Origin of the sequence: Arthrobacter sp. PM3, assembly GCF_003352915.1 — a bacterium.
In the GTDB taxonomy this organism is placed as follows: domain Bacteria; phylum Actinomycetota; class Actinomycetes; order Actinomycetales; family Micrococcaceae; genus Arthrobacter.
On sequence record NZ_CP022314.1, the window covers coordinates 3,580,336 to 3,601,162 of the forward strand.

Sequence of the window (20,827 nt, forward strand, 5' to 3'; positions counted from 1 at the left end):
CGCGCAGCGGATCAGCCCGGCTGCCGGGGCGCCCGGCGGCCGGTCCGGACGAAGCCGACGGCGGCCAGCACGGCTCCGGCGCCCTCGGCCACCGCGCTGGCGGTCTTCTCGAAGAACCAGACGGGATCGTACATCGCAGGGAACGGCCCGAACGCCGGAATGTCCACGTAACGGTAGAGGACCACCGCCACGAAGGCGCTGAACGCCACGGCGAACGCCACCGCGTAGGCGGCCCTGCTGCCGCGCAGCAGCACGTACAGCCCTGCGAGCACCGCCGCGGCCGACTCCAGGAGGAACAGGGTGCCCTGGCCCATCCCCGCGGAATTTCCCGCCTGGTAGCCCGGAGCCAGGTGGACATGGACACCGGCGTCGATGAACAGGGCGGCGGCCGTCAGGATGCGCAGGGCCATCCCGGACCCGCGGACGCCCGGCGCCCGGCCGGGCCGGCTTTGGACGCTCATTTGACGATCAGCGTCCCGTGCATGCCCGGGTGGAACGTGCAGTGATATGGGTAGGATCCCGGTCTTGTCGGCGCGGTGAAGGTGGCGGTCCCGCCGCCGCCCTTGGCCTCGGCATCAAACGCCGGGCCGTCGTCGGCCGTGACCGTGTGAGCCGCGGTATCCATATTGACCACCGCAACCGTCGCGCCGGGAGCCACCGTCAGCGGATCGCCGTAGGCGAAGTCCTTGATGGTGATCGTGACGGCGCCGGTCGCCGCACCGGATCCTGCGCCCGACGCGGACGCCGGAGCGGATGCGGTCGACGCCGGCATGCCGCTGCCGCCCGCGCACCCGGCCGTGCCGAACAGGATCAAAACCACGCCCAGCGACTGCAGCTTCCGGCCAGCACCCACGGTGTACCACCCCGAACCGATCATGGAAAAAGCGCGAATGAACGTCCTCGTCTCATTGTGCACCTGCGTGGCGGGATAGCGTAGGCACTGGCAGGCACTCGGGCTGCGCAGGAGGGAAGACGGCATGAAGCGTGACAAGTCCGGGCCCGTTTCTCTGACGGTGCTCATCGCCTTTGCAGCGAACGTCCTCGTCGCCGCGGCCAAGACCGTGGCGGCGCTCATTTCCGGCTCGGCATCCATGACCGCCGAGGCCGCTCACTCCTGGGCCGACACCGGCAACCAGGTCTTCCTGCTCATCGCGGAACGGAAGGCGGCCAGGAAACGGGACAAGTCCCACCCCATGGGCTACGGGCGAGAGGCCTATGTGTGGTCCATGATCGCCGCGTTCGGCCTGTTCACCGCCGGGGCAGTGGTGTCCGTGATGCACGGGATCCAGCAGCTGATCACCCCGGAGCCGCCAGGGGACTACGGGATCGCCTACGTGGTACTGGCGGTTGCCTTTGTCCTGGAAGGCGTGTCCTTCACCCAGGCCCTGCGGCAGACCCGGAAGGCGGCACGTGAATTTGACCGCAACACCCTGGAACAGGTCCTCAAAAGCTCCGACCCCACGCTGCGCGCCGTTTTTGCCGAGGACGGGGCCGCGCTGATCGGCCTCCTCATCGCGTTCGCCGGCATGGCCCTGCACCAGGCCACCGGGTCGTCCGTCCCGGATGCCGTGGGATCCATCCTCGTCGGCCTCCTGCTGGCGGGGATCGCCGTCGTGCTGATCGAACGCAACCGGCGCTTCCTCGTGGGGCAGGCCGTCCCCGCTGACATCGAAGCCGGCATGGCCCGCCGGCTCCTGGAGCACCCGGATATCGAGCGCCTCACCTACCTGCACCTCGAATTCGTGGGCCCGCGCAAGCTCTACGTCGTGGCGGCGGTGGACATGCAGGGGGACCGCCGCGAGCACGACGTCGCCGCGGCCCTCCGCCGCGTTGAACGCGAACTCGAGGACCACGAAACCGTCGAAGAGGCGGTCCTGACGCTCTCCACCGCGGACGAAGCGTCGCTGGTGTTTCCCGCCGGCTAGGAACAGTCCGGACTCAAGCGCCGGACATCGGCGCGCCGGCACCGGCCGGTGGCTCAAGCCGGGTACCCGAGCCCAGCAACGCCTCCAGCACCGGCGACGGGCTGGGCCCGGCCAGCAGGTATCCCTGGCCCATGTCGCAGCCGAGGGAACGCAGGAGCTCCAACTGGCCGGTGTCCTCGATGCCTTCGGCGATGACGGCCAGGTGCAGTTTCCGGGCCACCTCGAGGATGCCCTCCAGCATCGCCGCGGCCTGGGCGTCCCGGGGCAGGCCGGACAGGAAGGACCGGTCAATCTTGAGGATGTCCGCGGGCAGCACCGCGAGCGTGCTGAGCGAGGAAAAGCCGGTCCCGAAGTCGTCGATGGCGATGCGGACACCGAAGCTCTTCAGCCGGTGCAGGGCGCCCACCCCGCCGTCGGCGCTCGTGGCCAGGGCGGATTCCGTGACCTCCAGGATCACCTTGTCGGCCTGAACCGCCGGATTGGCCAGAATGCGTTCAAGGGCGGCGAGGTTCCGGTCGCTGGACAACTGCAGGGTGGAGAGGTTGACCGAGACCCAGATGTCGCCGGCGGTCCCCGGCGAGCGGCGCCACCCGGCAACGTGCCGGGTGGCCGTGTCGAGCACCCAGCAGCCGATGGGACCGATTTCGCCTGTCTCCTCCGCCAGCGGGATGAAGTCCGCGGGCCCCAGCCGGCCGAGGGTCGGGTGCTCCCACCGGACCAGGGCCTCCACTCCGAGGATCGTGCCGGTCCCGAGGTCAACCACGGGCTGGTAGTCAAGGCGCAGCTGCCCGGCCTGCACGGCCGAGGCAAGATCGGCCCGGAGCGCTGCGCGGTAGGTCATTTCGTCATAGCCGTGGGCATCAAAGAGCTGGAAGCGGCCTTTGCCCCCGTGCTTGGCCATGTACATGGCGAAGTCCGCCTGCCGCATCAGCTCGGCCGGGTCCGTGGTTGCCGCCGTGCGCTGGGCGGCGCCCATACTCACCGTCACTTTGAGCCGGACCTCGTCAATGGAGAACGGCTCGCGCAGCGCCGCCTGGATGCGCCCGGCGACATCGGCCGTGGCCGTGCCGGCGTCGTCCATCACGACGATCGCGAACTCATCGCCGCCCAGCCGGGCGACGAGGTCGCGGGCCCGCACACAGCCGCGCAGGCGCTGGGCCAGTTGGATCAGCAGCGCGTCGCCGCCTTCGTGGCCCAGTGAGTCGTTGACGTCCTTGAAGTCGTCGACGTCGATGATCAGCAGACCCTCGCGACGGTCCTTGTGCCCGGCGCCGGCAAGCCCGGCCTCCGGCCCGAACACGGCTGTCAGGCGCTCGGTGAGGACGGCCCTGTTGGCCAGCCCCGTCAGCGGATCATGCGTGGCACGGAATGTCAGTTCCAGGTGGTTGTCGTGCACCGTGGCCGCCATGGAATTGAAGGCTTCGGCCAGCTGGCCCAGCTCATCGTTGCGGACAACACTGATCCGGTGGCTGAAGTCGCCGGCCTGCAGCTTCAGGACGCCCTGATAAAGGCTCTCCACGGGGCGCACCAGGTATTTGGTCATGCGGCGGCGGAAATAGAACACGCCGGCCCCGGCGAGCACAAAGAGGGCCGTGCGGCCGGCCACGACCATCTGCTGGAGCTGCGCGCCGTAAGCGACGCCGTCGTCGAGGGCGTCCAAGGAAGCGCGGCGCACATCGGCCAGCAGCGCCCGTGCCCGGGCGCCCGACGCGGCTAAAGCCGGGGCCTCCGCCACGTGGTCGCCGTGAAGGCCTGCCACCTGGCTTCCCCACAGGCCGTGGGCGGCCAGCCCCTCCTGCCACGCATCCCTGGCCTCGCGGACGGTGGAGAGCATGCCATGGTCTTCGGGCAGGATCCGGGCGGCCGCGTCGAACCGTGCGGTGACGTCCTTCTGCTGCTGCAGGAAAGCCGCGGTGTCGACAGGCGCCGCGGACAGCAGCTGCAGGGCGGTTTGTTCGTGGGCATCGAGCGCCGACCGTAACTCGGCGACGGCCTCGGATTCGAGGCGGTGCTCGGCGGTCGCCTGCTGAATCTGATCCGTGACCACACGGACACCCACCACCGTCGCAGCGGCGCCCGCAAGCAAGGCCAGGAGCATCAGGGTAAACACCCGGGACCATTCGCGCTTCAGGCTGCCCATGCGGGCGGGCCGCCGGCTGCACCGCCGCGGACCGGCCGCGTCACCGGCCGGCGGGGCTGCCCGGGCCGGGCCGGGTTCCGGTGCACCGTTGGCGGCGCCCGACGGCGGTGCAACAGCAGGGTCCGCCAGCTTGCTGTTGGAGTCACTCATGGGGGTCAGCCTCCGGCCACGTGCCGGCACTCGCCGCATCGTCAAACAGGAGCGTAGCCGAACCCGCCGCGCCGGGTCATGTCGGGCGCCTTTCTGACACTATTGTGAAGCATGTGACAGGAGGGGATAACCTCCGTCTTTTCGCCGCCGGTCACCCGGCCGTCACCCGGCGTTAATGTACGGGCCTTAGCCTGATTCCTTAGGCAGCATCCAGCTTGGACACCATCCGCATCCGCCGGGAGGAAAAGACGATGGCCGATATCGCTGCAGTGCTCGGACGACTCACGCCGGACGAACTCGATGAACTGCGTTCCCTGGGACCCGCCGGCCATCTCAGCCGGCGCCTCACGGACGCCTTGGACCGCGCGGCCGGCGGCCCGGGAGCCGGGCGCGGCTACTACGTCCCGAACGGGAGCGTCAGCTCCACGGGCGGCCCGCACATGATCCTGCGCAGTGACGTGTCCGGCTGGCTCTTCGGGACGGCGCAGCAGGCGTAAGGAACCGCCCGGCGTCGCGCCACCCGCGCCGGGACACACGCCGGGTTCCTGCCCTACCAGCCCGAAAGGAGTCATACTGGCTGGAAAAAGGGAGGGTTCCTGGATTGCGGATTCTGCTGGTGGAAGATGAGCATGCCCTTGCGGAGACAGTCCGCCGCGGACTGAAGAACGAAGGCTTCGTCGTCGACGTCGCACACGACGGCATCCGTGGCCTGTCCGCGGCGCTGGAGAATCCCTACGATGCGATCCTCCTGGACCTCATGTTGCCGCGGATGAACGGCTACGACGTCCTGAAGGAGCTGCGGCAACGCAAAGTCTGGACGCCGGTGCTGATGCTCACCGCCAAGGACGGCGAATACGACCAGACCGATGCCTTCGACCTCGGTGCGGACGACTACCTGACCAAACCCTTCAGCTTCCTGGTCCTGGTGGCCCGGATCCGGGCACTCATCCGGCGCGGGGCCCCGGCACGGCCTGTGGTCATGCGGCTGGGGACGCTGTCCCTGGACCCGGTCAGCCACAGCGTGTGCCGCGGGCAAACCCCCATCAGCCTCACAGCCCGGGAATACGGGCTCCTCCAGTACCTGATGCGCCGGCACGGCCAGATCGTGTCAAAGGCGGAGATTCTGCAGAACGTCTGGGACCCGGCCTTCGAGGGCGCCGACAACGTCGTCGAGGTCTACATCGGCTACCTGCGGCGCAAGATTGACGCCCCGTTCGGCCTGCACACACTGAGCACCGTGCGCGGCATGGGCTACCTGCTCAGCGCCGACCCGAGCCCTGGGTCCCGTGACGGCGGGTTCCCCGGGGCGTGAGGACCGGCGGCTCTGCCGGGTCAGGACTCGGAAGCGCGATCTCGAACCGGCAGTGACCCGGGGGTGCCTCCGTGGGGCGGATGGTCCCGTGGTGGGCCGCCACGATACCGGCGGCGATCGCCAGGCCCAGGCCGCTGCCGCCGCCTTCGCGGGAGCGGCTGCCGTCGAGCCGGACGAACCGTTCGAAGATCCGGTCCCGGTCCGCCTCGGGGATGGGGTCGCCGTCGTTGTCCACCGTGATGATGACCTGCTGCCCGGCGGTGTGCAGGGCCACGTCGATCCGGGACAGGGCGTGGCGGTCGGCGTTGTCCAGGACGTTCCGCAGCACCTGGGCCAGGCGGTGGGCGTCGCCGCGGATCCTGGCCGGGACGAGGTCGGCTGAAATCCGGTGCCGGCTGGTCGAACGCAGCCGGCGGATCTCCTGGTCCAGGATGTCGTCGAGGTCGACGTCCTCGTGTTCGACCTTCAGGCCGCCGTCGTTGGCCTTGGCCAGTGTCAGCAGGTCCTCGACGAGGAAGCTCATGCGGGCGGTCTCCTCGGCCAGGACGTCCTTCATTTGGAGCCACATCTCCCCGGTGGGGTCCGCCGCCGCGATCTCGATTCCCGCCTTCAGCGTGGCCAGGGGGCTGCGCAGTTCGTGGCTGGCGTCCGAGACAAACCTGCGCTGCTCGCTGTCCGAGGCCTGAAGCCGGTCCAGCATCGTGTTCATGGTCAGCGCCAGGGCGTGGATTTCATCATGTGTCGGCGGCACGTCGACGCGGCCGTCGAGCCGGCCGGCGTTGATCCGGGCCACCTGGCCCCGGATCCGCTCCACCTGGCGCAGGGAACGCCCCACCAGCAGCCACACGGACACGGCCACGGTGCCCAGCAGCAGCGGGGTTGCCCCCAGCATGAACCACGCGACCGTGGAGATGGTGTCGGTCTGGATCTGCGACGTCTGGGCCACCACCACCGTGTACTCCACGCCGCGTGCGCTGGCCCCGACCGTCACGATGTAGTAGTCATCCGTGTCGCCGATACTTGGAAGGCCGGACACGTCCTGGACCGAGGTCCGGCCCGGCCCGGGCCGCTGGGCGGAGAGCGGGGCATCGGCAACCGCGGGATCCGAGGCGGCCACCACATACCCGGCGCCGTTCAGCACCTGGACGTACTGGCCGGCGTGGGCGGTATCGATGATGTACGCGCGGGCGTCCTCGACGTCCAGCTCCTCCATTTCGGCGACGACGTCCAGGGCTTTCTGCCCGGCCGCGATTTCGGTCGATCTGATCAGCGATGTCTGCAACAGCACCAGGAGGATCACGCCGCCGAGCAGCAGAGCCACCGCCACGACGCCGACGGCGACCGCCGTCGAACGCTTCCTGACGCCCCAGCGCGTCGCGCCGCTGCCGGAATCCCCGGAGCCGGCCTGCCTGCCCACTGCCATGCTCCAAGGATGCGCCAAGGAGGGGGTCCGGACAACCATTGCGGCCACATTGGCCGCCGCCGGCGCGCCGGGCGCGGTTCTCAGGCTCTTCTCAGGGCGATGGGGGAGAGTGTGGATAGGACTCCGGATGCGGGCCGCTGGTCATATCGGCGCCCGCCTGTCCACAGATTCCGGCCGCACGCTCTCCTCAACCAGCGTGCGGCCGGACACTTTCTACCCGGAGCCAGACAAACTGCCGCGGCTGCAGGACGATCCCGGTGTCGAGGCGCACCGTGCTGCCGGTCAGGACGTCGACCGCCCCGGGCGCGAAACCGGACAACGTGTCAGGCGAAACCTCCTGCGGGCCGTCGCCGAAGTTGGCGAGCACCAGGATCAGCGTGCCGTCACCCGGGCGCTGATACCCCAGGACGCCCGGGGTATTCGTGCGGAAGCCAAGCAGCCGGGTGCCCGCCAGCTCCGGGGTGGCGGACCGCACCGAGATCATCCGGCGCAGCCCGGCGTAGACCGCCCCGGCGGGCGTGCCCGGGTCATCGCGCAGGGCGTAGCCTGCCGCCGGATAGTGCGGCCGGTGCACCCAGCGGCTGTCCGCCCCGTGCCCCGCCTCGCGGGTGTACTGGTAGTCGTTGAGCTGGCCGACCTCGTCACCGAGGTACAGCAGCGGGACGCCGCCGGTGCTGAACGCCACCGAATGGGCCAGGAGGATCCGTTCCACGGCGTCGTCGGAACCGTCCTCCAGCCCGCACAGGGACGCCGTCGTGCCGGAAATCCGGCAGTCCCGGGTGCGGGGGTTGTCCTGGAAGGGCACGCCGCGGGCGAAGCTTCCCGGGAAGCGGTTGACGTAGAAGGAGTTCAGGAACCGGCGGTGGTCGAAGCTATTGACGCCGAGTTCGGCGGCGTCCTCGTCCGCGAACGTCCAGCCGATGTCATCGTGGCTGCGGACATAGTTCACCCAGGACGTGCCCGCCGGGATGTTGTGGCGCCGCTCGAGGGCCTGCGAGAGCAGCGCCACCTCCCGGGTGGCCAGGGCCTCCCAGATCAGCGCCATCTGCAGCGGGTTGTAGGAAAGCTGGCACTCCGCGGGATCGATGTAGCGGGCCACCTCGTCGGGGTGCACGATCGCCTCTGACTTGAACAACAGCGACGGTGCGGCGAGCCGGCAGACGGCGTTGAACGCCCTCAGCAGCTTGTGGGCTTCCGGGAGGTTCTCGCAGGGCGTTCCGAGTTGCTTCCAGATGAAGGCGACGGCGTCCATCCGGAGGATATCCACGCCCTGGTTCGCCAGGAAGAGCATCTCACCGGCCATGGCGCGAAAGACGTCCGGATTGGAGTAATTCAGGTCCCACTGGAACGTGTGGAAGGTGGCCCAGACCCAGCGGCCGTCCGGCATCCGGATGAAGGACCCGGGGTGGTCGTCCGGGAAGATCTCGCGCACGTTCTGCTCGAAGGCATCCGGCATGGTCCGGTCCGGGTAGATCCAGTAGTAGTCGCTGTACTCCGTTTCACCGGCGGCTGCCTTCCGGGCCCATTCGTGTTCGTCGGAGGTGTGGTTGAAGATGAAGTCGACGACGAGGCTGATTCCGTTCGCCCGGAGCTCGGCGGCGAGGTCGCGCAGCTGCTGCATGGTGCCCAGCTTCGGGTTGACGTCCCGGTAGCTGGAGACGGCGTAGCCGCCGTCCGAATGCGGCTCGGGAGCGAGGAACAGCGGCATGAGGTGCAGATAGGTCAGTCCCAGTTCCTTGAAATAGGGGATTCGGGCGCGGACGCCCGCCAGGTCTTCTGCGTACCGGTCGACATAGCAGACACCGCCGAGCATGCTGTTGGCCTGGAACCAGCCGCTGTTGCTTTCGCGTTCCGCGTCGAGGGCCTTGAGGTCGGCGGGCCTGGCGGCCCAGGACCGGGCGGCCTCCGTCACGAGTGTCGACAGCTGCTCGAGCCAGTCGCGCCGCGCGCCGTAGAGGTCGCGGAAGAGGCCGAACAGGACCGGGAAATGTTGCTCGAAGCGTTCTTCAAAGACGGCCCGGTCCGGTCCGGTCCAAGCGATTCCTGCGCCTGAATCCAGGGCGCTGAGCACGTGCTGCCGCGCTTCGTGCTCCATGACCGCGGATCCAGCCATGAGCGGCCTCCTTTGACGAACTTGGGCCCCGGACGGCGCCACGACAGTTCACATCCTCGCAGACGCACGGATGGGCGCCCAAGCAGGAGGGCCATGTTTCGGTACGCCCGCGGCGTCTCCGTGGTGGATGGCTAGGCTGGCTGGATGACCGGACCCGCCGACCTCATGCCTACCCTGCTGTGCGTCGGGCTCCTCCTTGTGGTCACCGTCGGGCTGCTGTCCGCTGTCCGGACCCCGCACAGTGAGGCGCCCGCGCTGGCCATCCTTCGGGGAGCCGGACAGTTGGCCGTCATCAGCCTGGTGCTCAGCGGAATCATCACCAGCCCGGTGTGGGTCGGCGCCGCACTTCTCGGGATGTTTGCAGTTGCCGCGGTGACCGCCGCGCGGCGTCTCGGCTGGAGCTGGACCCGGCTGGGGGTGGTCGGCGGCGCCATGGCCGCCGGCGTCGTCGTGACCCTGGTGATCGATTTCGGCACCGGTGCCATCGCCTTTACGCCCCGATACGCTCTGGCTATCGGAGGGATTGTGATCGGGAACGCGATGACGATTGCCACGCTGGCCGGCCGGCATTTCGCCGAGGCCGTGAATGAGCACTGGGATGAAGTTGAGGGCTGGCTGGCACTGGGGGCGACACGGCGCCAGTCGACGCTAGAGCTGGCCCGGCGCTCAGTCTATTCGGCGCTCATCCCGTCGACCGACCAGACGAAAACAACCGGCCTGGTCACCCTCCCGGGTGCATTTGTCGGCGCAATCTTCGGCGGCCTGTCACCGGTGGAAGCCGGCCGTTTCCAGATCGTGGTGCTTGCCTCGATCATGGCCGCCGGATCCATTACCGCCGTCGCGCTCATCCGTGTCCTGGCGCCGGTGCGGGTGCGTCCCGTCCGGCCCCGCTGAGCCCGGCACCGGGGGCGTCCGGTTCAGGCGGGTACCCGGATGATCAACGGGTCCATCGCCTGGCCGTCTGCGTATTGGCCGTCGAACAGTTCGGAGCCGGACTGGGAGATGGCGACGTCGACGTGTTCCCAGACCAGAAATCCGTCCACGTTGCGGGGCGCGGCGGTGCGCAAGGTGCCGACGCCGGTGCGGTCCGTGCCGCCGTCGCCGGTGCTGATGGACAGGACCCCGTGCCCGGCCGAGAATTCGACCCAGGGATCCAGGAGCCGCACGAACATCATTCCGTGGTGGCCGGCGACACGGACGTCGCCGCGGAACCGCAGCACGCCGGTGCCACGGGCGGGATCATACCCGGAACCGGCCGGGGCGAAACAGAACTCTCCGGTTGCGGTCACGGTGGCGCCGTCCGCCGCGGACACGGCCCCGTCCGGGAGGCTCGAAATGTACTCCATGAAGCTGCGCTTGATGCCCCAGGTCAGGCCCGGCGGGGGCAGCGGGGCGGGGGAAGCGGACGCTGGGTTCACGTAGGTTCTCCTGGGCTGTCGGGCGGCTCTTCGTCCGAGCCTAGCCGCCGATCGGCGCCGGGCTGAACTGTTGCACCGGTGCGGCTTCATCCGGCGTATTTCTCTGACGGCGTAGGAGCCCCGGGACTACCGGCCGGGCAGCGGTGGTTGACTTGGATGAGTACCGGTGAGCAGGAGGTGCGAAGTGGCCGCAGCCATCAGCAGGGTGTCCGGGCCCGAGCTGTCCGAGGACCCGATGGATTCCTATTCCGCCACGGTCATCCGCGTGGCCGCAACGGTCACACCCCACGTCGCAGCCCTCGAAATGACCGGCAGCCGGCGCGGCAACCGGATTACTGCCGGGGCGGGTTCGGCCGTTCTCATCACCTCGGACGGGTATCTGCTGACCAACGCCCATGTGGTCGGCGGCGCCCGGTCCGGCCGCGCCGTGTTCGCCGACGGCACCGCCACCGCCGTGGAGGTGGTCGGCGCCGATCCGCTCTCGGACCTTGCGGTGGTCCACGGCCGGGCGCCCACCGCCGCACCGGCGGATATGGGTGACGCCGAAGCGCTGCAGGTCGGGCAGCTCGTGATCGCCGTGGGCAATCCGCTGGGCCTGCAGGGGTCCGTGACCGCCGGAGTGGTCAGCGGGCTGGGCCGTTCGATTCCGGTCTGGGCCGGGCGCAACCGGCGCGTCATTGAGGATGTCATCCAGACCGACGCGGCTCTCAACCCCGGCAGTTCCGGAGGGGCCCTCGCGGACGCCCGCGGGCGGATCGTGGGCATCAACACGGCCGTGGCCGGGGTCGGGCTGGGCCTCGCTGTCCCCGTCAACGCCACGTCCCGGCGGATCATTGCGTCGCTGCTCAAAGACGGGCGGGTCCGCCGCGCCTACCTCGGCCTGGTGAACACGCCCGTCCCGCTGCAGCCCAGCGCAGTGGTCAGGACGGGCCGCAGGCAAGGCCTGCTCGTGGTGGAAGTCCTTCCGGACTCGCCCGCCGAACGCGCGGGAATGCGGGCCGGCGACATCCTCCTGAAGGCGGGCCAGATGTACGTCTCCAACGCCGAGAGCCTGCAGAAACTGCTGTTTGCCGAGGCCATCGGGGAGCCCCTGGAGCTGGCTGTCCTCCGCGACGGCGCCGAACTCAACCTGGTGGCGGTACCGGCGGAAATGACCGAAATCCAGTAGGAAATCGCCGCCCGACGGTGCTTCGCCAATGGACGGAAAACGCGCTGCCGGAGCCGAAAATCGGCGTCCTGCGGACTACCTGCATACCCGCTGCGGCCTCGCGCGTAACTACTTGTTTCGAGCCGGAAACACCTGCCCGCGACGCCGCAGCCTTACTCAACGGTACTGACCCCTGTACGCGTCTTTCTTCCGCGGAAAGATCGGGTAGCGGCATGCCTTGTTGCGTCCTGCCCGGCATGTCACGGTGGCAATGGAAAGCCGGAGAGAACAGAGTCTCAGTACGGCCTGGTCCCGAAGTTGGTCCGGCTTTTCGCAGACGATTGAGTTCGTTTTACCTGGGGAAATCGGAGACCATCGTGGAAAGCCTAACGGGACCTACACCCTCCATTTCGGTCCGCTTATTCGGATCATTCGAAGTCCGCCGGGACGGCGTCGCGCTCACGGCCGCCGACATGGGGGGATGCAAACCCCGGCACATCCTGGAAATTCTCTTGCTCAACCTTGGCACACCGGTGTCCAAAACCCGCCTCATCGATCTCCTCTGGGGCGCGGGAGCCAGCGACGGCTCGGTGGCCACCCTTGAGAGCTATATCAGCGGTATCCGGCGGGCCATCCAGCCCGGCCAGACCAAGACCGGCCCCTTGCGCACGGCCAACAGCGGCTACGTACTGGACCCCACTCTCGTGGATCTGGACCTGTTCCGGTTCCGCGCGCTGGTCCGCGATGCAGGCGAACTGCCCCCCGAAGAGGCCTATCCGCTGCTGCTCGAGGCCCTCGAGGTCTCAGCCGAGCCGCTTCTCGGGTTCGAACTTGCCTCGGACTGGGCCGAGGAAGCGCGCACACGCCATGCCGCCGACAAAGTGGCACTGCAGATCCTCGCCGCGGAAACCGCTGCCCAGTTGGACAAACCGGACGAGGCCGTCAACCTCGTCCAGGCTGCCATCCGGGCCGAGCCCCTCAACGAACGGGCGTGGACCGTGCTCGTGACGGCTTATGAGCAGGCGGGCCTGCCGGCGGAAGGCCTGGCGGCGTACGACAGGTGCCGCCGGCTGTTTGACCGAGACCTCGGCTGCGCCCCCGGTCCGGCCCTGCAGGAGGCCCATCTGCGGCTCCTGCGGCAGCGTGCGGAGAGCAACTCGGAACTCTCCGAAGTCCTCGCGGCCCTCCTGTTCCTGGGCGAGCGGCTGAACGGGCCCAAGAGCCGGCAATTGCCGCCGGCCGAGTCCCGGCGCATGCACGAGAACGCCGGACGGGTGCTGGATTCCTTCCTTCAGCGCGTCCGGGCCGCCGTCTGATCCCCGCCGCCTGAACCCCGCCGCCCCGGGGGCGGGAGTTAGCTTGGTCACGTGGCCGGGATTCTCCGGAAATCAGGACGCTGCGGGCCCCATACTTGGAAGGAACCCCGCGGACAGTCCCGCCGCCGGGTGTGAGGAGGGCCCATGGAAACCTTGAAGAAAGTCGTCACAACCGAGTACGCCGCCGCGGTGAAAAAGATCGTCGCCAACGAACACTTCCCCGCCGTGAAGAAAGTCGTCACGAACGAGTACTTCCCGGCGGGCGCCGTGCTGACCGCCGTCATCCTCTTCTGGGTCCTGGGCCTCTTCGGCGGACTGTCCCTCCTGAGCACCCACCAGTCACCGGTGACCACGCTGTCCTGGCTGTTGTTCGTCTATGGCGCCGCGGTCCTGACGCCGCTCGCCGGGCTCGTCGCCGCCATCGACCTCGTCCGCCGCTGGCTGCGCAACCGGCAGGCGCAGCCGGGCGAATCCGCCTAAGCCGGGCTGTGCCCGGCCCCGCCCCTACTCGAAGCGGGAGGGGTCGCCCATACCCCGCCGGACGATCTCGGCGACGCCGCTGGAGAAGTCGATGACGGTCGTCGGCTCGGCGCCGCAGTCACCGGAATCGATGACGGCATCCACCACGTGGTCCAGCCGCTCCTTGATCTCCCACCCCTGGGTAAGCGGCTCCTCCTCGTCCGGGAGCAGTAATGTGCTGGAGAGCAGCGGCTCGCCGAGCTCGGCGAGCAGCGCCTGCACCACACGGTTGTCCGGAATACGCACGCCGACCGTCTTCTTCTTGGGGTGCAGCAGCCGCTTGGGGACCTCCCTCGTGGCAGGCAGGATGAACGTGTAGCTGCCGGGTGTGACGGCCTTGATGCTGCGGAATACGTCGTTGTCGATCTGGACGAACTGGCCCAGCTGCGCGAAATCCTTGCAGACGAGCGTGAAATGATGCTTGTCGTCCAGGTGCCGGATGGCGCGGATTCGGTCCAGCGCATCCCGGTTGCCCAGCTGGGCGCCGAGGGCGTAGCAGGAATCGGTCGGGTAGGCGATCAGGCCCCCGGACTTCACCAGCTCCACCGCCTGGGTGATGGACCGCGGCTGGGGGTTCTCGGGGTGCACATCAAAATATCTCGCCATGGCACGAGCTTACGCCCGGCCGCCGGTTTCGCGCGGGCTCCCGGCGGCGGGTCAGGGCGGCGCGGACAGACAGCGAATGCCCGGCTTGTGAACAGACAAGTCTGTCTGATAGCTTCAAATCCGCCATAGACAATCCTGTCTGGTGGAGCAATTCTGAAAGAAGTACAACCCCTCCATGACTTCACACCGCACCCTCGTCGTCGTAGCCCATCCTGACCTGGCGGCGTCCCGGATCACCGCCGGGCTCGCCGCCGCCGTGAGCGACCTCGCCAACGTCACGGTCCGGCACCTCTCCGGCGCTTCGGCGGACCGCCGGTTCGACGTCGCGCACGAGCAGGCCTTGCTGCGCGAGCACGACACCATCGTGTTGCAGTTTCCCTGGCACTGGTACTCGGTACCCGGGGTACTGAAGGAATGGATGGACCAAGTCCTGACATACGGTTTCGCGTACGGTTCAGGCGGCGATGCTTTGCATGGCAAGAAGCTGCATCTGGTCACCTCCACGGGCGGACCTGCCGAGTCCTACGCCCCGAGCGGCCACAACCGCTTCACCATGGACGAGCTCCTCCGGCCGCTGCAGGCCACGGCGCACCTCTGCGGCTTCGACCTGGCCGAGCCGCTGGTGGTGCACTCCGCGCCGCGGCTCAGCGCAGAAGATCTGGCGGCACACGCCCAGCGCTACCGTGAGCTGCTGGCGCCGGTGCCGGCAGCGGCCTGACAGCAAGGGCGGGCACCGGGGGACCGGAAACGGGGACCGGGTACCGTCAGCCGGCCAGGGCGGCGAACATGACGGCGAACGCGGCGGCCCCGAGCACTTCCAGGGCCGCGTCGGCCACGTCCCGGAACCCGGGCGAACGGCCCGGCGAACGGCCCGGCGAACGGCCCGGCGAAGCGCCGTGGGCGCCGCGGAGGGGCCTGGGCCAACCCGGGTTCGGGAACACCGGCCGGAACCGGACTCGCGGCTGGACAAGTAACTGGGCAAGTAGCTGAACAATCCGGACAGTCCACAGCAGCGCGGCCAGCCCAAAAGCCACGGCCAGCCCGACAGCGGCGGCCTGCAGGGCGCCCGGCAACGGGCCCGGCTGGGCGCTCCACCCGGGGACGGGGACGGACAGCGGCACGGCCGCCGCACTGCCGTGGTGCGCCGCCGGAGCCGGGCCAAGTACACCGGGAAAGGCGGCGTCCCTGAAGCCCCCGAGTGCCAGCATAAAGGCCATCGCGGCCATGGCGGCGGCGTCGTAGAGGGGCTTCGCGCGCGCGGCCCCTGTCCCTGACCGCCGGTCGCCGCGGCGGGAGGTCCGCCGGGCCACGGCCTGGATGACGAACCACCAGGCACCCAGGGCAAACAGGAGCAATTGCGGCAGGACCGGCCACTGGCCGCCGGGCAGCAGCATCAGCGCCATGGCCGCCGTCGTGAGGGCGTGCAGCGTCTTGCCGATCCGCGCGGCCGGATCGGACGCGGCCACGGCCCGGCACGTCGTGTACAGCGTTGCCGCCATCAGCAGCACCGCGATGGTCCGGCCCAGGGCCTCGTCCGCGATCATGGCCGCACTGTTTCGTGTCTTCCCGTCACACCAGCCTCCATCACAGCTGCTCGTCGTGATGGATCCGTTCGCCGAGCTGCCGCAACGGTTCGCCGCTGCCGTTCCACTGCCGGGAGATGAACTCCGCGGCGATGGACACAGCCGTTTCCTCCGGGGTGCGGGCGCCGAGGTCGAGGCCCACCGGACTGTGGAGCCTGGCCAGTTCGGCGTCACCGAGCCCGGCCGCCCGCAGCCGGGCCATCCTGTCCTCGTGGGTGCGCCGGGAGCCCATGGCGCCGATGAAGGCCACCGGGCTTCCGCGCAAGGCCACCTCGAGGACCGGGATGTCGAACTTCGGGTCGTGGGTCAGGACGCACAGAACCGTCCTGGCATCGAGGAGTCCCTGGGCAAACTGCTCACTCAGGTACCGGTGGGGCCAAGCGTTGACCACCTCGGCGGCGTCGGGGAACCTCGCGGGCGTGGCGAAGACGGGCCGCGCGTCACAGACTGTCACCCGGTACCCCAGGAAAGCGCCCAGCCGGGCCAAAGCGGCGGCGAAGTCGATGGCACCGAAGACGATCATGCGCGGCGGCGGCGCGTAACTGGCGAAGAAGACGCGCATGCCGGTGTCCAGCCGTTCGCCGTCGACGCCGTAGGTCAGGATGCCGGTCCGGCCGGCGGCGAGCAGGCCCTGGGCGTCGTCGCCCACGGCGTGGTTGGTCCGTTCCGAGCCCAGGTCGCCGGCGCAGCCGTCGGGCCTGATGACGAGGTGCCGTCCCACCCGGGCGGCGTCAGGGTGCTCGATGACGGTCGCCACGCCCACCCGGCGCCCGGCGGCGATGTCCAGCGCGACGTCGCCGAGCTCCGCGAAGTGATGCTGCGAGACCGGTTCGACGAAGATGTCGATGATCCCGCCGCAGGTCAGGCCGACGGCGTAGGCGTCGTCGTCGCTGATTCCGTAGCGCACCAGGGCGGGCTTGCCGTCGTCCTTGACCTGGGTCGCGAGTTCATACACGGCCCCCTCGACGCAGCCGCCGGAGACGGAGCCGACGGCGTCGCCGCCGGCCGTCACCAGCATGGCCGCCCCCGGCAGCCTGGGGGCGGATTTGAAGGTGCTTACGACCGTGGCCAGGCCGGAGGTGGCGCCGTCCCGCCAGTCCGGCAACATGGCCGCGAGGATGTCGCGCATGGATGCCGCCTAGAGCCGTCCGCACAGCCGGAGCACGCGGAACGCCGATCGCCGGCCGGCCCAGTAGGCGATGCACGCCACCACGGCGACAACGGCGAGGACCTTGGCGGGGCTGGAGAGCTGATCCGCGGCGATGCCCCTGGCCAGGCTCAATGCGTCCAGGCTGCCGGCCGGAGCTGCTCCCGCCGTCGTCTCCTGGCCGGTGGCAGGCGCCGGAGCCCGTGCCGTCGCGGGGGCGGGTGCCGGCGCTGAAACCGCGGCCGACGCCGGTACCGGTTCCGGGATGGCCTCCGGAGCGTGCGCCGCTGCGGGGGCTGGAGCCGGTTCCGGGGTTGCCGGCGCCGCCTCGGCCAGCATGGCCTGCAGGTTGTCGGCGAACAACGCCATCATCTGCTCGGTGACGCTCCCGATCACGCTTTTGCCCATGGCTGCGGCCTTGCCGGACAGTGCGAGGTCCGCGCTGACCGTCCCCTGCGTGGCAGCGCCGTTTTCGGCCAGGGTGAGGGTCACGGTGGCCTCGGCCGTGCCCTGCCCGCGGGTCTCCTGGGCCTTGCCGGCGAGGACGGCGCGGTGTTCAGCCGCGTTGCGTTCGATGACATTGAGCAGGCCCTTGTACTGCATGGTGACCGGGCCGAGCTTGACCGTCATGCCGACCTGGTAGGCGTCGTCGGAGAGCTTATTCAGGATCCTGGCGCCGGGAAGGCACCCGGCCACCCGTTCAAAGTCCATCAGGGTGTCCCACACCTGGCCGATCGGGGCGATTACGGAGAACGTGCTGTCAATCTGCATAAGCTGGTTCCTTGCCTCTCGCTGGTTGTTCGTGCCTGTTCTCTGAAACCTGGGCGCCGCCGGAGGACCGTCCGTCGCCGCGGATCGCGGCTGCCACTTCGGCCAGTGCCGTGTAGCTGTGGCCGCTGAGGAAGGCGTCGCAATAGGGCAGTGCTGCCGCCATGCCGCCCACCAGAGGCTGGTACTGAGGAGCGGCCTTGCGCGGATTCACCCAGATGATGCGGCGGGCGAGCCGGCGCAGGCGGGCCATCTGCGCGGCAACCTGCCCGGGGTCTTCAGCGGCCCAGCCGTCCGAAAACACCACCACCACGGCGCCCCTGGCAAGTCCGCGGCGGCCGTGCTCGTCGACGAAGCGTCGGAGACACTCTGCAATCCGGGTCCCGCCGGCCCAGTCGGGCGCGGTCGCTGCTGCGCGGGCGAGGGCCTGGTCCGCATCGCGGCCGGCGAGCTGGCGCGTGATCCTGGTCAGCCGTGTGGAGAAGACGAAGGCTTCGGCCCTGGCGCCGGCCACCGCGCCCTGCAGCAGGGACACAAACACGCGGGCGTAGGGTTCCATCGACGCGGACACGTCACACAGGAGGACGAGTTTGCGGGGCTGTTCGCGGCGGCGGGCGTACAGCAGGCGGGGTCCGTCCGCACCCGACCGCCGGGCGGCGCGGACCGTCGCGCGCACGTCCAGCCGGGCGGTGCTGTGCGCCGAAGCGCGTGTGCGGCGGCTCATCCGTCGCGGCGTCGCCAGGAGCAGCCCCGAGGCCAGCCGCCGGACCGCCAGGACTTCCTCGGGGGAGAGTGCGGCGAAGGATGTCTCGTGCAGGTGCTCGTCCGCGGACATCATGGCCAGGACGGCATCCCGGTCAGCCGTGCCCGGGCCGCCGTCGCTGTCCCCGCCAGGGGTCGCCACGCGCGTATGCCGATGGCCGCCCGTGACACTGCCCGGGGCCCGGGCGTCCGGTGCCGACGGCCTGGTGGCCGCCCCCGGCCCGGGCGGCGGGGCTGCCGGCGCGGCGGGGCGGCCCGGTGCCGCGGGGACGGAAAGCCCGCGGAAAACGGCCGCGAACACGGCATCAAAGACGGGCAGCTGCTCGCGGGCGGACACGAGGACCACCCGGGAGGTCCAGTAGAGCTGTTCGGGCAGGTCCGGGGGGATCAGGTGCAGTGCTTCGGCCAGCCGGGCCGCCCGGTCCGGCGAGGCGGGCAGTCCGGCCCGGCGCAGTGCGGTAATGAACGCGGCCGACAACGCGGCTGCCTCGACGCTCGGGGGCCGGGCAGCCGTGGGCCGGACGGCTGCGGCCTTGGTGCTTTCAGCCATCGGTGCCCTCCACGAGCCAGGCCGCGCCGCGCGCGCCGACGAGTTCGAGGTCGTCCCGGTTCTTGACGATGGATCCCCACGTTTTTTCCGCCGTCCCGGCATCGATGCGCTCGACGCCCAGCACCGCCAGCGCCGACACCCAGTCGATGGCCTCGGAGATCCCGGGCGGCTTGGCCAGGTCCAGGGTGCGCAGCCGCGTGATGACGGCGGCCGCCTGGAGGGCCAGGGGCCCGCTGCTGGCGGGCACCCTGCGGCGCACGATCTCGGCGATCCGGGCGGGTCCCGGATAGTCGATCCAGTGGTAGAGGCAGCGGCGGGTCAGGGCGTCGTGGAGGTCCCGGGTCCGGTTGGATGTCAGGATCACGATCGGCGGATGGGTGGCGCGGATGGTCCCCAGTTCCGGGATGGTGACGGCGGCCTCGGCAAGCAGTTCAAAGGTGAAGGCCTCGAATTCGGCGTCGGCGCGGTCTATCTCATCCAGCAGGAGCACTGCGGGCCTCGGGCCGGGATGCTCGATCGCCTGCAGCAGGGGGCGCCGCAGCAGGTATTGCGGGGCGAAGAGGTCGGTCTCCGTAACGGCGGTGTCCCGGACTTCGGCCAGCCGGATGCCGAGCAGCTGGCGCTGGTGGTTCCATTCGTAGAGGGCCTCGCCGGCGTCGATTCCCTCGTAACATTGCAGCCGGTACAACGGCGTGTCGAGAAGCTCCGCGAGTGCCTTCGCGGCCTCCGTCTTACCGACCCCGGCCTCGCCCTCCAGCAGGATGGGTTGCGGCAGCCGGACGGCCAGGAACAGGGCCGTGGCAAGCCCGGCGTCGGCCAGGTAGTTAGTCCGGTCCAGGGCGGCGATCAGCGCCGGGACATCCGGGACCCGGCGCCGCACGTCCTCCTCCGCCCCGGCCCGCGCCGCCGCCGTCATGCGGACTCCTGCAGCCCGGCGGGCAGGCGCCGGTAGTCGTCCACGGTGTCCACGTCTTCAGGGACCGGGCCAGGGATGAGGGACGTCTCAGATGCTGACGGCATAGCGCTCCGGATCCTTGCGGAAGGCGGCCCGGCAACCGGGTGAGCAGAAGTACACGGTGACGCCGTTGTGCTCCAGGTGCAGGGACGATTCGGCAACGGGCACCGACATGCCGCACACGGGGTCCACCGCCGTGGCCGGTGCGGTGGCGGCTGCCGTGACCGGCTGCGGGACGGCCGGCTCCGGGATCCCGCTGGTGCGGGCCCGCGCCTTGGACCGTTCCCCGATCAGCTGGGCGAGGATCGAGAGCGCGATTTCCCCGGGCGTCCGGGCGCCGAGCCGCAGCCCGGCGGGGGTGAAGACCCGCGAGCGCGAGGCGGCGTCGACGTCGAGGGAGTCGAGCACGGCGGCGCCGCGGGTTCCGCTGGCCACCAGGGCGACGTACGGCACCCCGGCGCGGAGGGCCGCCTCGAGGGCGCCTTCCTCGGCCTTTCCGTGGGAGGCGACAATCAGGGCCGCGTCCCCGCCGCGGGGGTCGGCGGATTCGCCGTCGGTGAGTTCGACGTCGAATCCCACCCCGGAGCCGAGCGTCGCGAGGGCCTGGGCCACCGGCGTCGTGCCGACCACCAGGACCCGGGGCGCCGGGATGCGCGGCTGGAGGAAGATCTCGATCGCCCCGCCGCTGAGGCACGGGTTGGAGACTTCCACCGCGCCTTCCTCGGCGGCGCGCGACGGTTCGCCCGGCAGCACCCGCAGCAGCAGCGGCTCCTGGGCAGCCAGGACGTGCAGGCTGTACTCCCGGACCGAGGCCTCCACACAATTCCCGCCAACGAAGCCCTGGATCTCCCCGCTGGGCAACACCAGGGCCGTGTCCCCGGCGTGGGCGCTGGTGGGGCGCTGGGCGCGGACCACCGTGGCGAGGACGTAGGGCTCACGGCGGCCGGCGAGTTCATCCGCCCTGGCGGCCAGGGACTCTGCGGCGGTGGGCAT

The 20,827-nt window shown here is 69.8% G+C and carries 21 protein-coding genes; 8 read left to right on the forward strand and 13 right to left on the reverse strand.

Annotated elements, in window-relative coordinates:
- Nucleotides 1-11: 11 nt before the first annotated feature.
- Nucleotides 12-461, reverse strand: coding sequence for a hypothetical protein (locus CFN17_RS16345; RefSeq protein WP_261792234.1), 450 nt, complete (start codon nt 459-461; stop codon nt 12-14).
- On the reverse strand, nt 458-877 hold the full coding sequence (locus CFN17_RS16350) for a cupredoxin domain-containing protein (RefSeq protein ID WP_208748789.1): 420 nt from the start codon (nt 875-877) through the stop codon (nt 458-460). The genes CFN17_RS16345 and CFN17_RS16350 overlap by 4 nt, the downstream gene beginning before the upstream one ends.
- Before the next feature lie 100 nt (nt 878-977).
- On the opposite strand from CFN17_RS16350, the gene CFN17_RS16355 reads away from it, so the two are divergent.
- Nucleotides 978-1,925: a cation diffusion facilitator family transporter gene (locus tag CFN17_RS16355; RefSeq protein ID WP_208748790.1), complete on the forward strand. Its 948-nt coding sequence runs from the start codon at nt 978-980 to the stop codon at nt 1,923-1,925.
- A 13-nt stretch (nt 1,926-1,938) separates the two neighbouring features.
- Here CFN17_RS16355 and CFN17_RS16360 read toward each other — a convergent pair whose 3' ends face one another.
- Complete coding sequence (locus CFN17_RS16360) at nt 1,939-4,215, reverse strand: bifunctional diguanylate cyclase/phosphodiesterase (RefSeq protein WP_261792235.1); 2,277 nt, start codon at nt 4,213-4,215, stop codon at nt 1,939-1,941.
- A 215-nt stretch (nt 4,216-4,430) separates the two neighbouring features.
- Here CFN17_RS16360 and CFN17_RS16365 point away from each other — a divergent pair, with 215 nt between their 5' ends.
- Together CFN17_RS16365 and CFN17_RS16370 are read left to right on the forward strand one after the other, a co-directional pair.
- Nucleotides 4,431-4,712 carry a hypothetical protein gene (locus tag CFN17_RS16365; protein WP_261792236.1) on the forward strand — a complete coding sequence of 94 codons (282 nt, stop codon included), beginning with the start codon at nt 4,431-4,433 and terminating at the stop codon, nt 4,710-4,712.
- Between the two features lie 104 nt (nt 4,713-4,816).
- Nucleotides 4,817-5,527, forward strand: a complete 711-nt coding sequence (locus tag CFN17_RS16370) for a response regulator transcription factor (protein WP_208748791.1) — start codon at nt 4,817-4,819, stop codon at nt 5,525-5,527.
- Here CFN17_RS16370 and CFN17_RS16375 read toward each other — a convergent pair.
- Both CFN17_RS16375 and CFN17_RS16380 read right to left on the reverse strand, forming a co-directional pair.
- A complete protein-coding gene (locus CFN17_RS16375) occupies nt 5,475-6,950 on the reverse strand; it encodes a cell wall metabolism sensor histidine kinase WalK (protein WP_208748792.1) in 1,476 nt (491 codons plus the stop codon). The genes CFN17_RS16370 and CFN17_RS16375 overlap by 53 nt on opposite strands.
- A 187-nt stretch (nt 6,951-7,137) precedes the next feature.
- Entirely contained in the window at nt 7,138-9,063 is a 1,926-nt protein-coding gene (locus CFN17_RS16380; RefSeq protein ID WP_208748793.1) for an alpha-amylase family glycosyl hydrolase, read from the reverse strand.
- A gap of 144 nt (nt 9,064-9,207) precedes the next feature.
- Between CFN17_RS16380 and CFN17_RS16385 the strand changes: the two genes are divergently transcribed.
- Nucleotides 9,208-9,957 carry an ABC transporter permease gene (locus CFN17_RS16385; RefSeq protein WP_208748794.1) on the forward strand — a complete coding sequence of 250 codons (750 nt, stop codon included), beginning with the start codon at nt 9,208-9,210 and terminating at the stop codon, nt 9,955-9,957.
- 23 nt (nt 9,958-9,980) lie between these two features.
- Here CFN17_RS16385 and CFN17_RS16390 read toward each other — a convergent pair whose 3' ends face one another.
- Nucleotides 9,981-10,481, reverse strand: a complete 501-nt coding sequence (locus CFN17_RS16390) for an HtaA domain-containing protein (protein ID WP_208748795.1) — start codon at nt 10,479-10,481, stop codon at nt 9,981-9,983.
- 235 nt (nt 10,482-10,716) lie between these two features.
- Between CFN17_RS16390 and CFN17_RS16395 the strand changes: the two genes are divergently transcribed.
- From CFN17_RS16395 to CFN17_RS16405, 3 genes are all read left to right on the forward strand, one after another.
- Nucleotides 10,717-11,649 (forward strand): S1C family serine protease, encoded by a 933-nt coding sequence (locus CFN17_RS16395; protein ID WP_208751541.1) that lies wholly within the window; start codon nt 10,717-10,719, stop codon nt 11,647-11,649.
- A gap of 356 nt (nt 11,650-12,005) precedes the next feature.
- Entirely contained in the window at nt 12,006-12,944 is a 939-nt protein-coding gene (locus tag CFN17_RS16400) for a BTAD domain-containing putative transcriptional regulator (protein WP_261792237.1), read from the forward strand.
- A gap of 144 nt (nt 12,945-13,088) precedes the next feature.
- Nucleotides 13,089-13,424, forward strand: coding sequence for a hypothetical protein (locus tag CFN17_RS16405; RefSeq protein ID WP_261792238.1), 336 nt, complete (start codon nt 13,089-13,091; stop codon nt 13,422-13,424).
- Nucleotides 13,425-13,448: 24 nt separating this feature from the next.
- On the opposite strand, the gene CFN17_RS16410 is transcribed toward CFN17_RS16405, so the two are convergent.
- A complete protein-coding gene (locus CFN17_RS16410; RefSeq protein ID WP_208748796.1) occupies nt 13,449-14,069 on the reverse strand; it encodes an L-threonylcarbamoyladenylate synthase in 621 nt (206 codons plus the stop codon).
- A 175-nt stretch (nt 14,070-14,244) separates the two neighbouring features.
- On the opposite strand from CFN17_RS16410, the gene CFN17_RS16415 reads away from it, so the two are divergent.
- Nucleotides 14,245-14,787 carry an NAD(P)H-dependent oxidoreductase gene (locus CFN17_RS16415; RefSeq protein WP_208748797.1) on the forward strand — a complete coding sequence of 181 codons (543 nt, stop codon included), beginning with the start codon at nt 14,245-14,247 and terminating at the stop codon, nt 14,785-14,787.
- A gap of 46 nt (nt 14,788-14,833) precedes the next feature.
- Here the strand turns inward: CFN17_RS16415 and CFN17_RS16420 are convergent, their stop codons facing one another.
- The 6 genes from CFN17_RS16420 to CFN17_RS16445 form a co-directional block, all read right to left on the reverse strand.
- Complete coding sequence (locus CFN17_RS16420) at nt 14,834-15,613, reverse strand: DUF5134 domain-containing protein (protein WP_208748798.1); 780 nt, start codon at nt 15,611-15,613, stop codon at nt 14,834-14,836.
- A 40-nt stretch (nt 15,614-15,653) separates the two neighbouring features.
- Nucleotides 15,654-16,781, reverse strand: a complete 1,128-nt coding sequence (locus tag CFN17_RS16425; protein WP_208748799.1) for an XdhC/CoxI family protein — start codon at nt 16,779-16,781, stop codon at nt 15,654-15,656.
- Nucleotides 16,782-16,790: 9 nt separating this feature from the next.
- On the reverse strand, nt 16,791-17,570 hold the full coding sequence (locus tag CFN17_RS16430; RefSeq protein ID WP_208748800.1) for an SRPBCC family protein: 780 nt from the start codon (nt 17,568-17,570) through the stop codon (nt 16,791-16,793).
- Nucleotides 17,560-18,879: a VWA domain-containing protein gene (locus CFN17_RS16435; protein ID WP_208748801.1), complete on the reverse strand. Its 1,320-nt coding sequence runs from the start codon at nt 18,877-18,879 to the stop codon at nt 17,560-17,562. Before CFN17_RS16435 ends, CFN17_RS16430 begins: the two co-directional genes overlap by 11 nt.
- Nucleotides 18,872-19,795, reverse strand: a complete 924-nt coding sequence (locus CFN17_RS16440; RefSeq protein WP_208748802.1) for a MoxR family ATPase — start codon at nt 19,793-19,795, stop codon at nt 18,872-18,874. Before CFN17_RS16440 ends, CFN17_RS16435 begins: the two co-directional genes overlap by 8 nt.
- Nucleotides 19,796-19,882: 87 nt before the next feature.
- Nucleotides 19,883-20,827 carry an XdhC family protein gene (locus CFN17_RS16445; protein ID WP_208748803.1) on the reverse strand — a complete coding sequence of 315 codons (945 nt, stop codon included), beginning with the start codon at nt 20,825-20,827 and terminating at the stop codon, nt 19,883-19,885.

Coding starts and splice junctions, on each gene's coding strand:
- CFN17_RS16345 (WP_261792234.1), bottom strand. CDS start 461: ATGAGCGTCCAAAGCCGGCCCGGCCGGGCGCCGGGCGTCCGCGGGTCC.
- CFN17_RS16350 (WP_208748789.1), bottom strand. CDS start 877: ATGATCGGTTCGGGGTGGTACACCGTGGGTGCTGGCCGGAAGCTGCAG.
- CFN17_RS16355 (WP_208748790.1), top strand. CDS start 978: ATGAAGCGTGACAAGTCCGGGCCCGTTTCTCTGACGGTGCTCATCGCC.
- CFN17_RS16360 (WP_261792235.1), bottom strand. CDS start 4,215: ATGAGTGACTCCAACAGCAAGCTGGCGGACCCTGCTGTTGCACCGCCG.
- CFN17_RS16375 (WP_208748792.1), bottom strand. CDS start 6,950: ATGGCAGTGGGCAGGCAGGCCGGCTCCGGGGATTCCGGCAGCGGCGCG.
- CFN17_RS16380 (WP_208748793.1), bottom strand. CDS start 9,063: ATGGCTGGATCCGCGGTCATGGAGCACGAAGCGCGGCAGCACGTGCTC.
- CFN17_RS16385 (WP_208748794.1), top strand. CDS start 9,208: ATGACCGGACCCGCCGACCTCATGCCTACCCTGCTGTGCGTCGGGCTC.
- CFN17_RS16395 (WP_208751541.1), top strand. CDS start 10,717: ATGGATTCCTATTCCGCCACGGTCATCCGCGTGGCCGCAACGGTCACA.
- CFN17_RS16405 (WP_261792238.1), top strand. CDS start 13,089: ATGGAAACCTTGAAGAAAGTCGTCACAACCGAGTACGCCGCCGCGGTG.
- CFN17_RS16410 (WP_208748796.1), bottom strand. CDS start 14,069: ATGGCGAGATATTTTGATGTGCACCCCGAGAACCCCCAGCCGCGGTCC.
- CFN17_RS16415 (WP_208748797.1), top strand. CDS start 14,245: ATGACTTCACACCGCACCCTCGTCGTCGTAGCCCATCCTGACCTGGCG.
- CFN17_RS16420 (WP_208748798.1), bottom strand. CDS start 15,613: ATGATCGCGGACGAGGCCCTGGGCCGGACCATCGCGGTGCTGCTGATG.
- CFN17_RS16425 (WP_208748799.1), bottom strand. CDS start 16,781: ATGCGCGACATCCTCGCGGCCATGTTGCCGGACTGGCGGGACGGCGCC.
- CFN17_RS16430 (WP_208748800.1), bottom strand. CDS start 17,570: ATGCAGATTGACAGCACGTTCTCCGTAATCGCCCCGATCGGCCAGGTG.
- CFN17_RS16435 (WP_208748801.1), bottom strand. CDS start 18,879: ATGGCTGAAAGCACCAAGGCCGCAGCCGTCCGGCCCACGGCTGCCCGG.
- CFN17_RS16440 (WP_208748802.1), bottom strand. CDS start 19,795: ATGACGGCGGCGGCGCGGGCCGGGGCGGAGGAGGACGTGCGGCGCCGG.
- CFN17_RS16445 (WP_208748803.1), bottom strand. CDS start 20,827: ATGCCCACCGCCGCAGAGTCCCTGGCCGCCAGGGCGGATGAACTCGCC.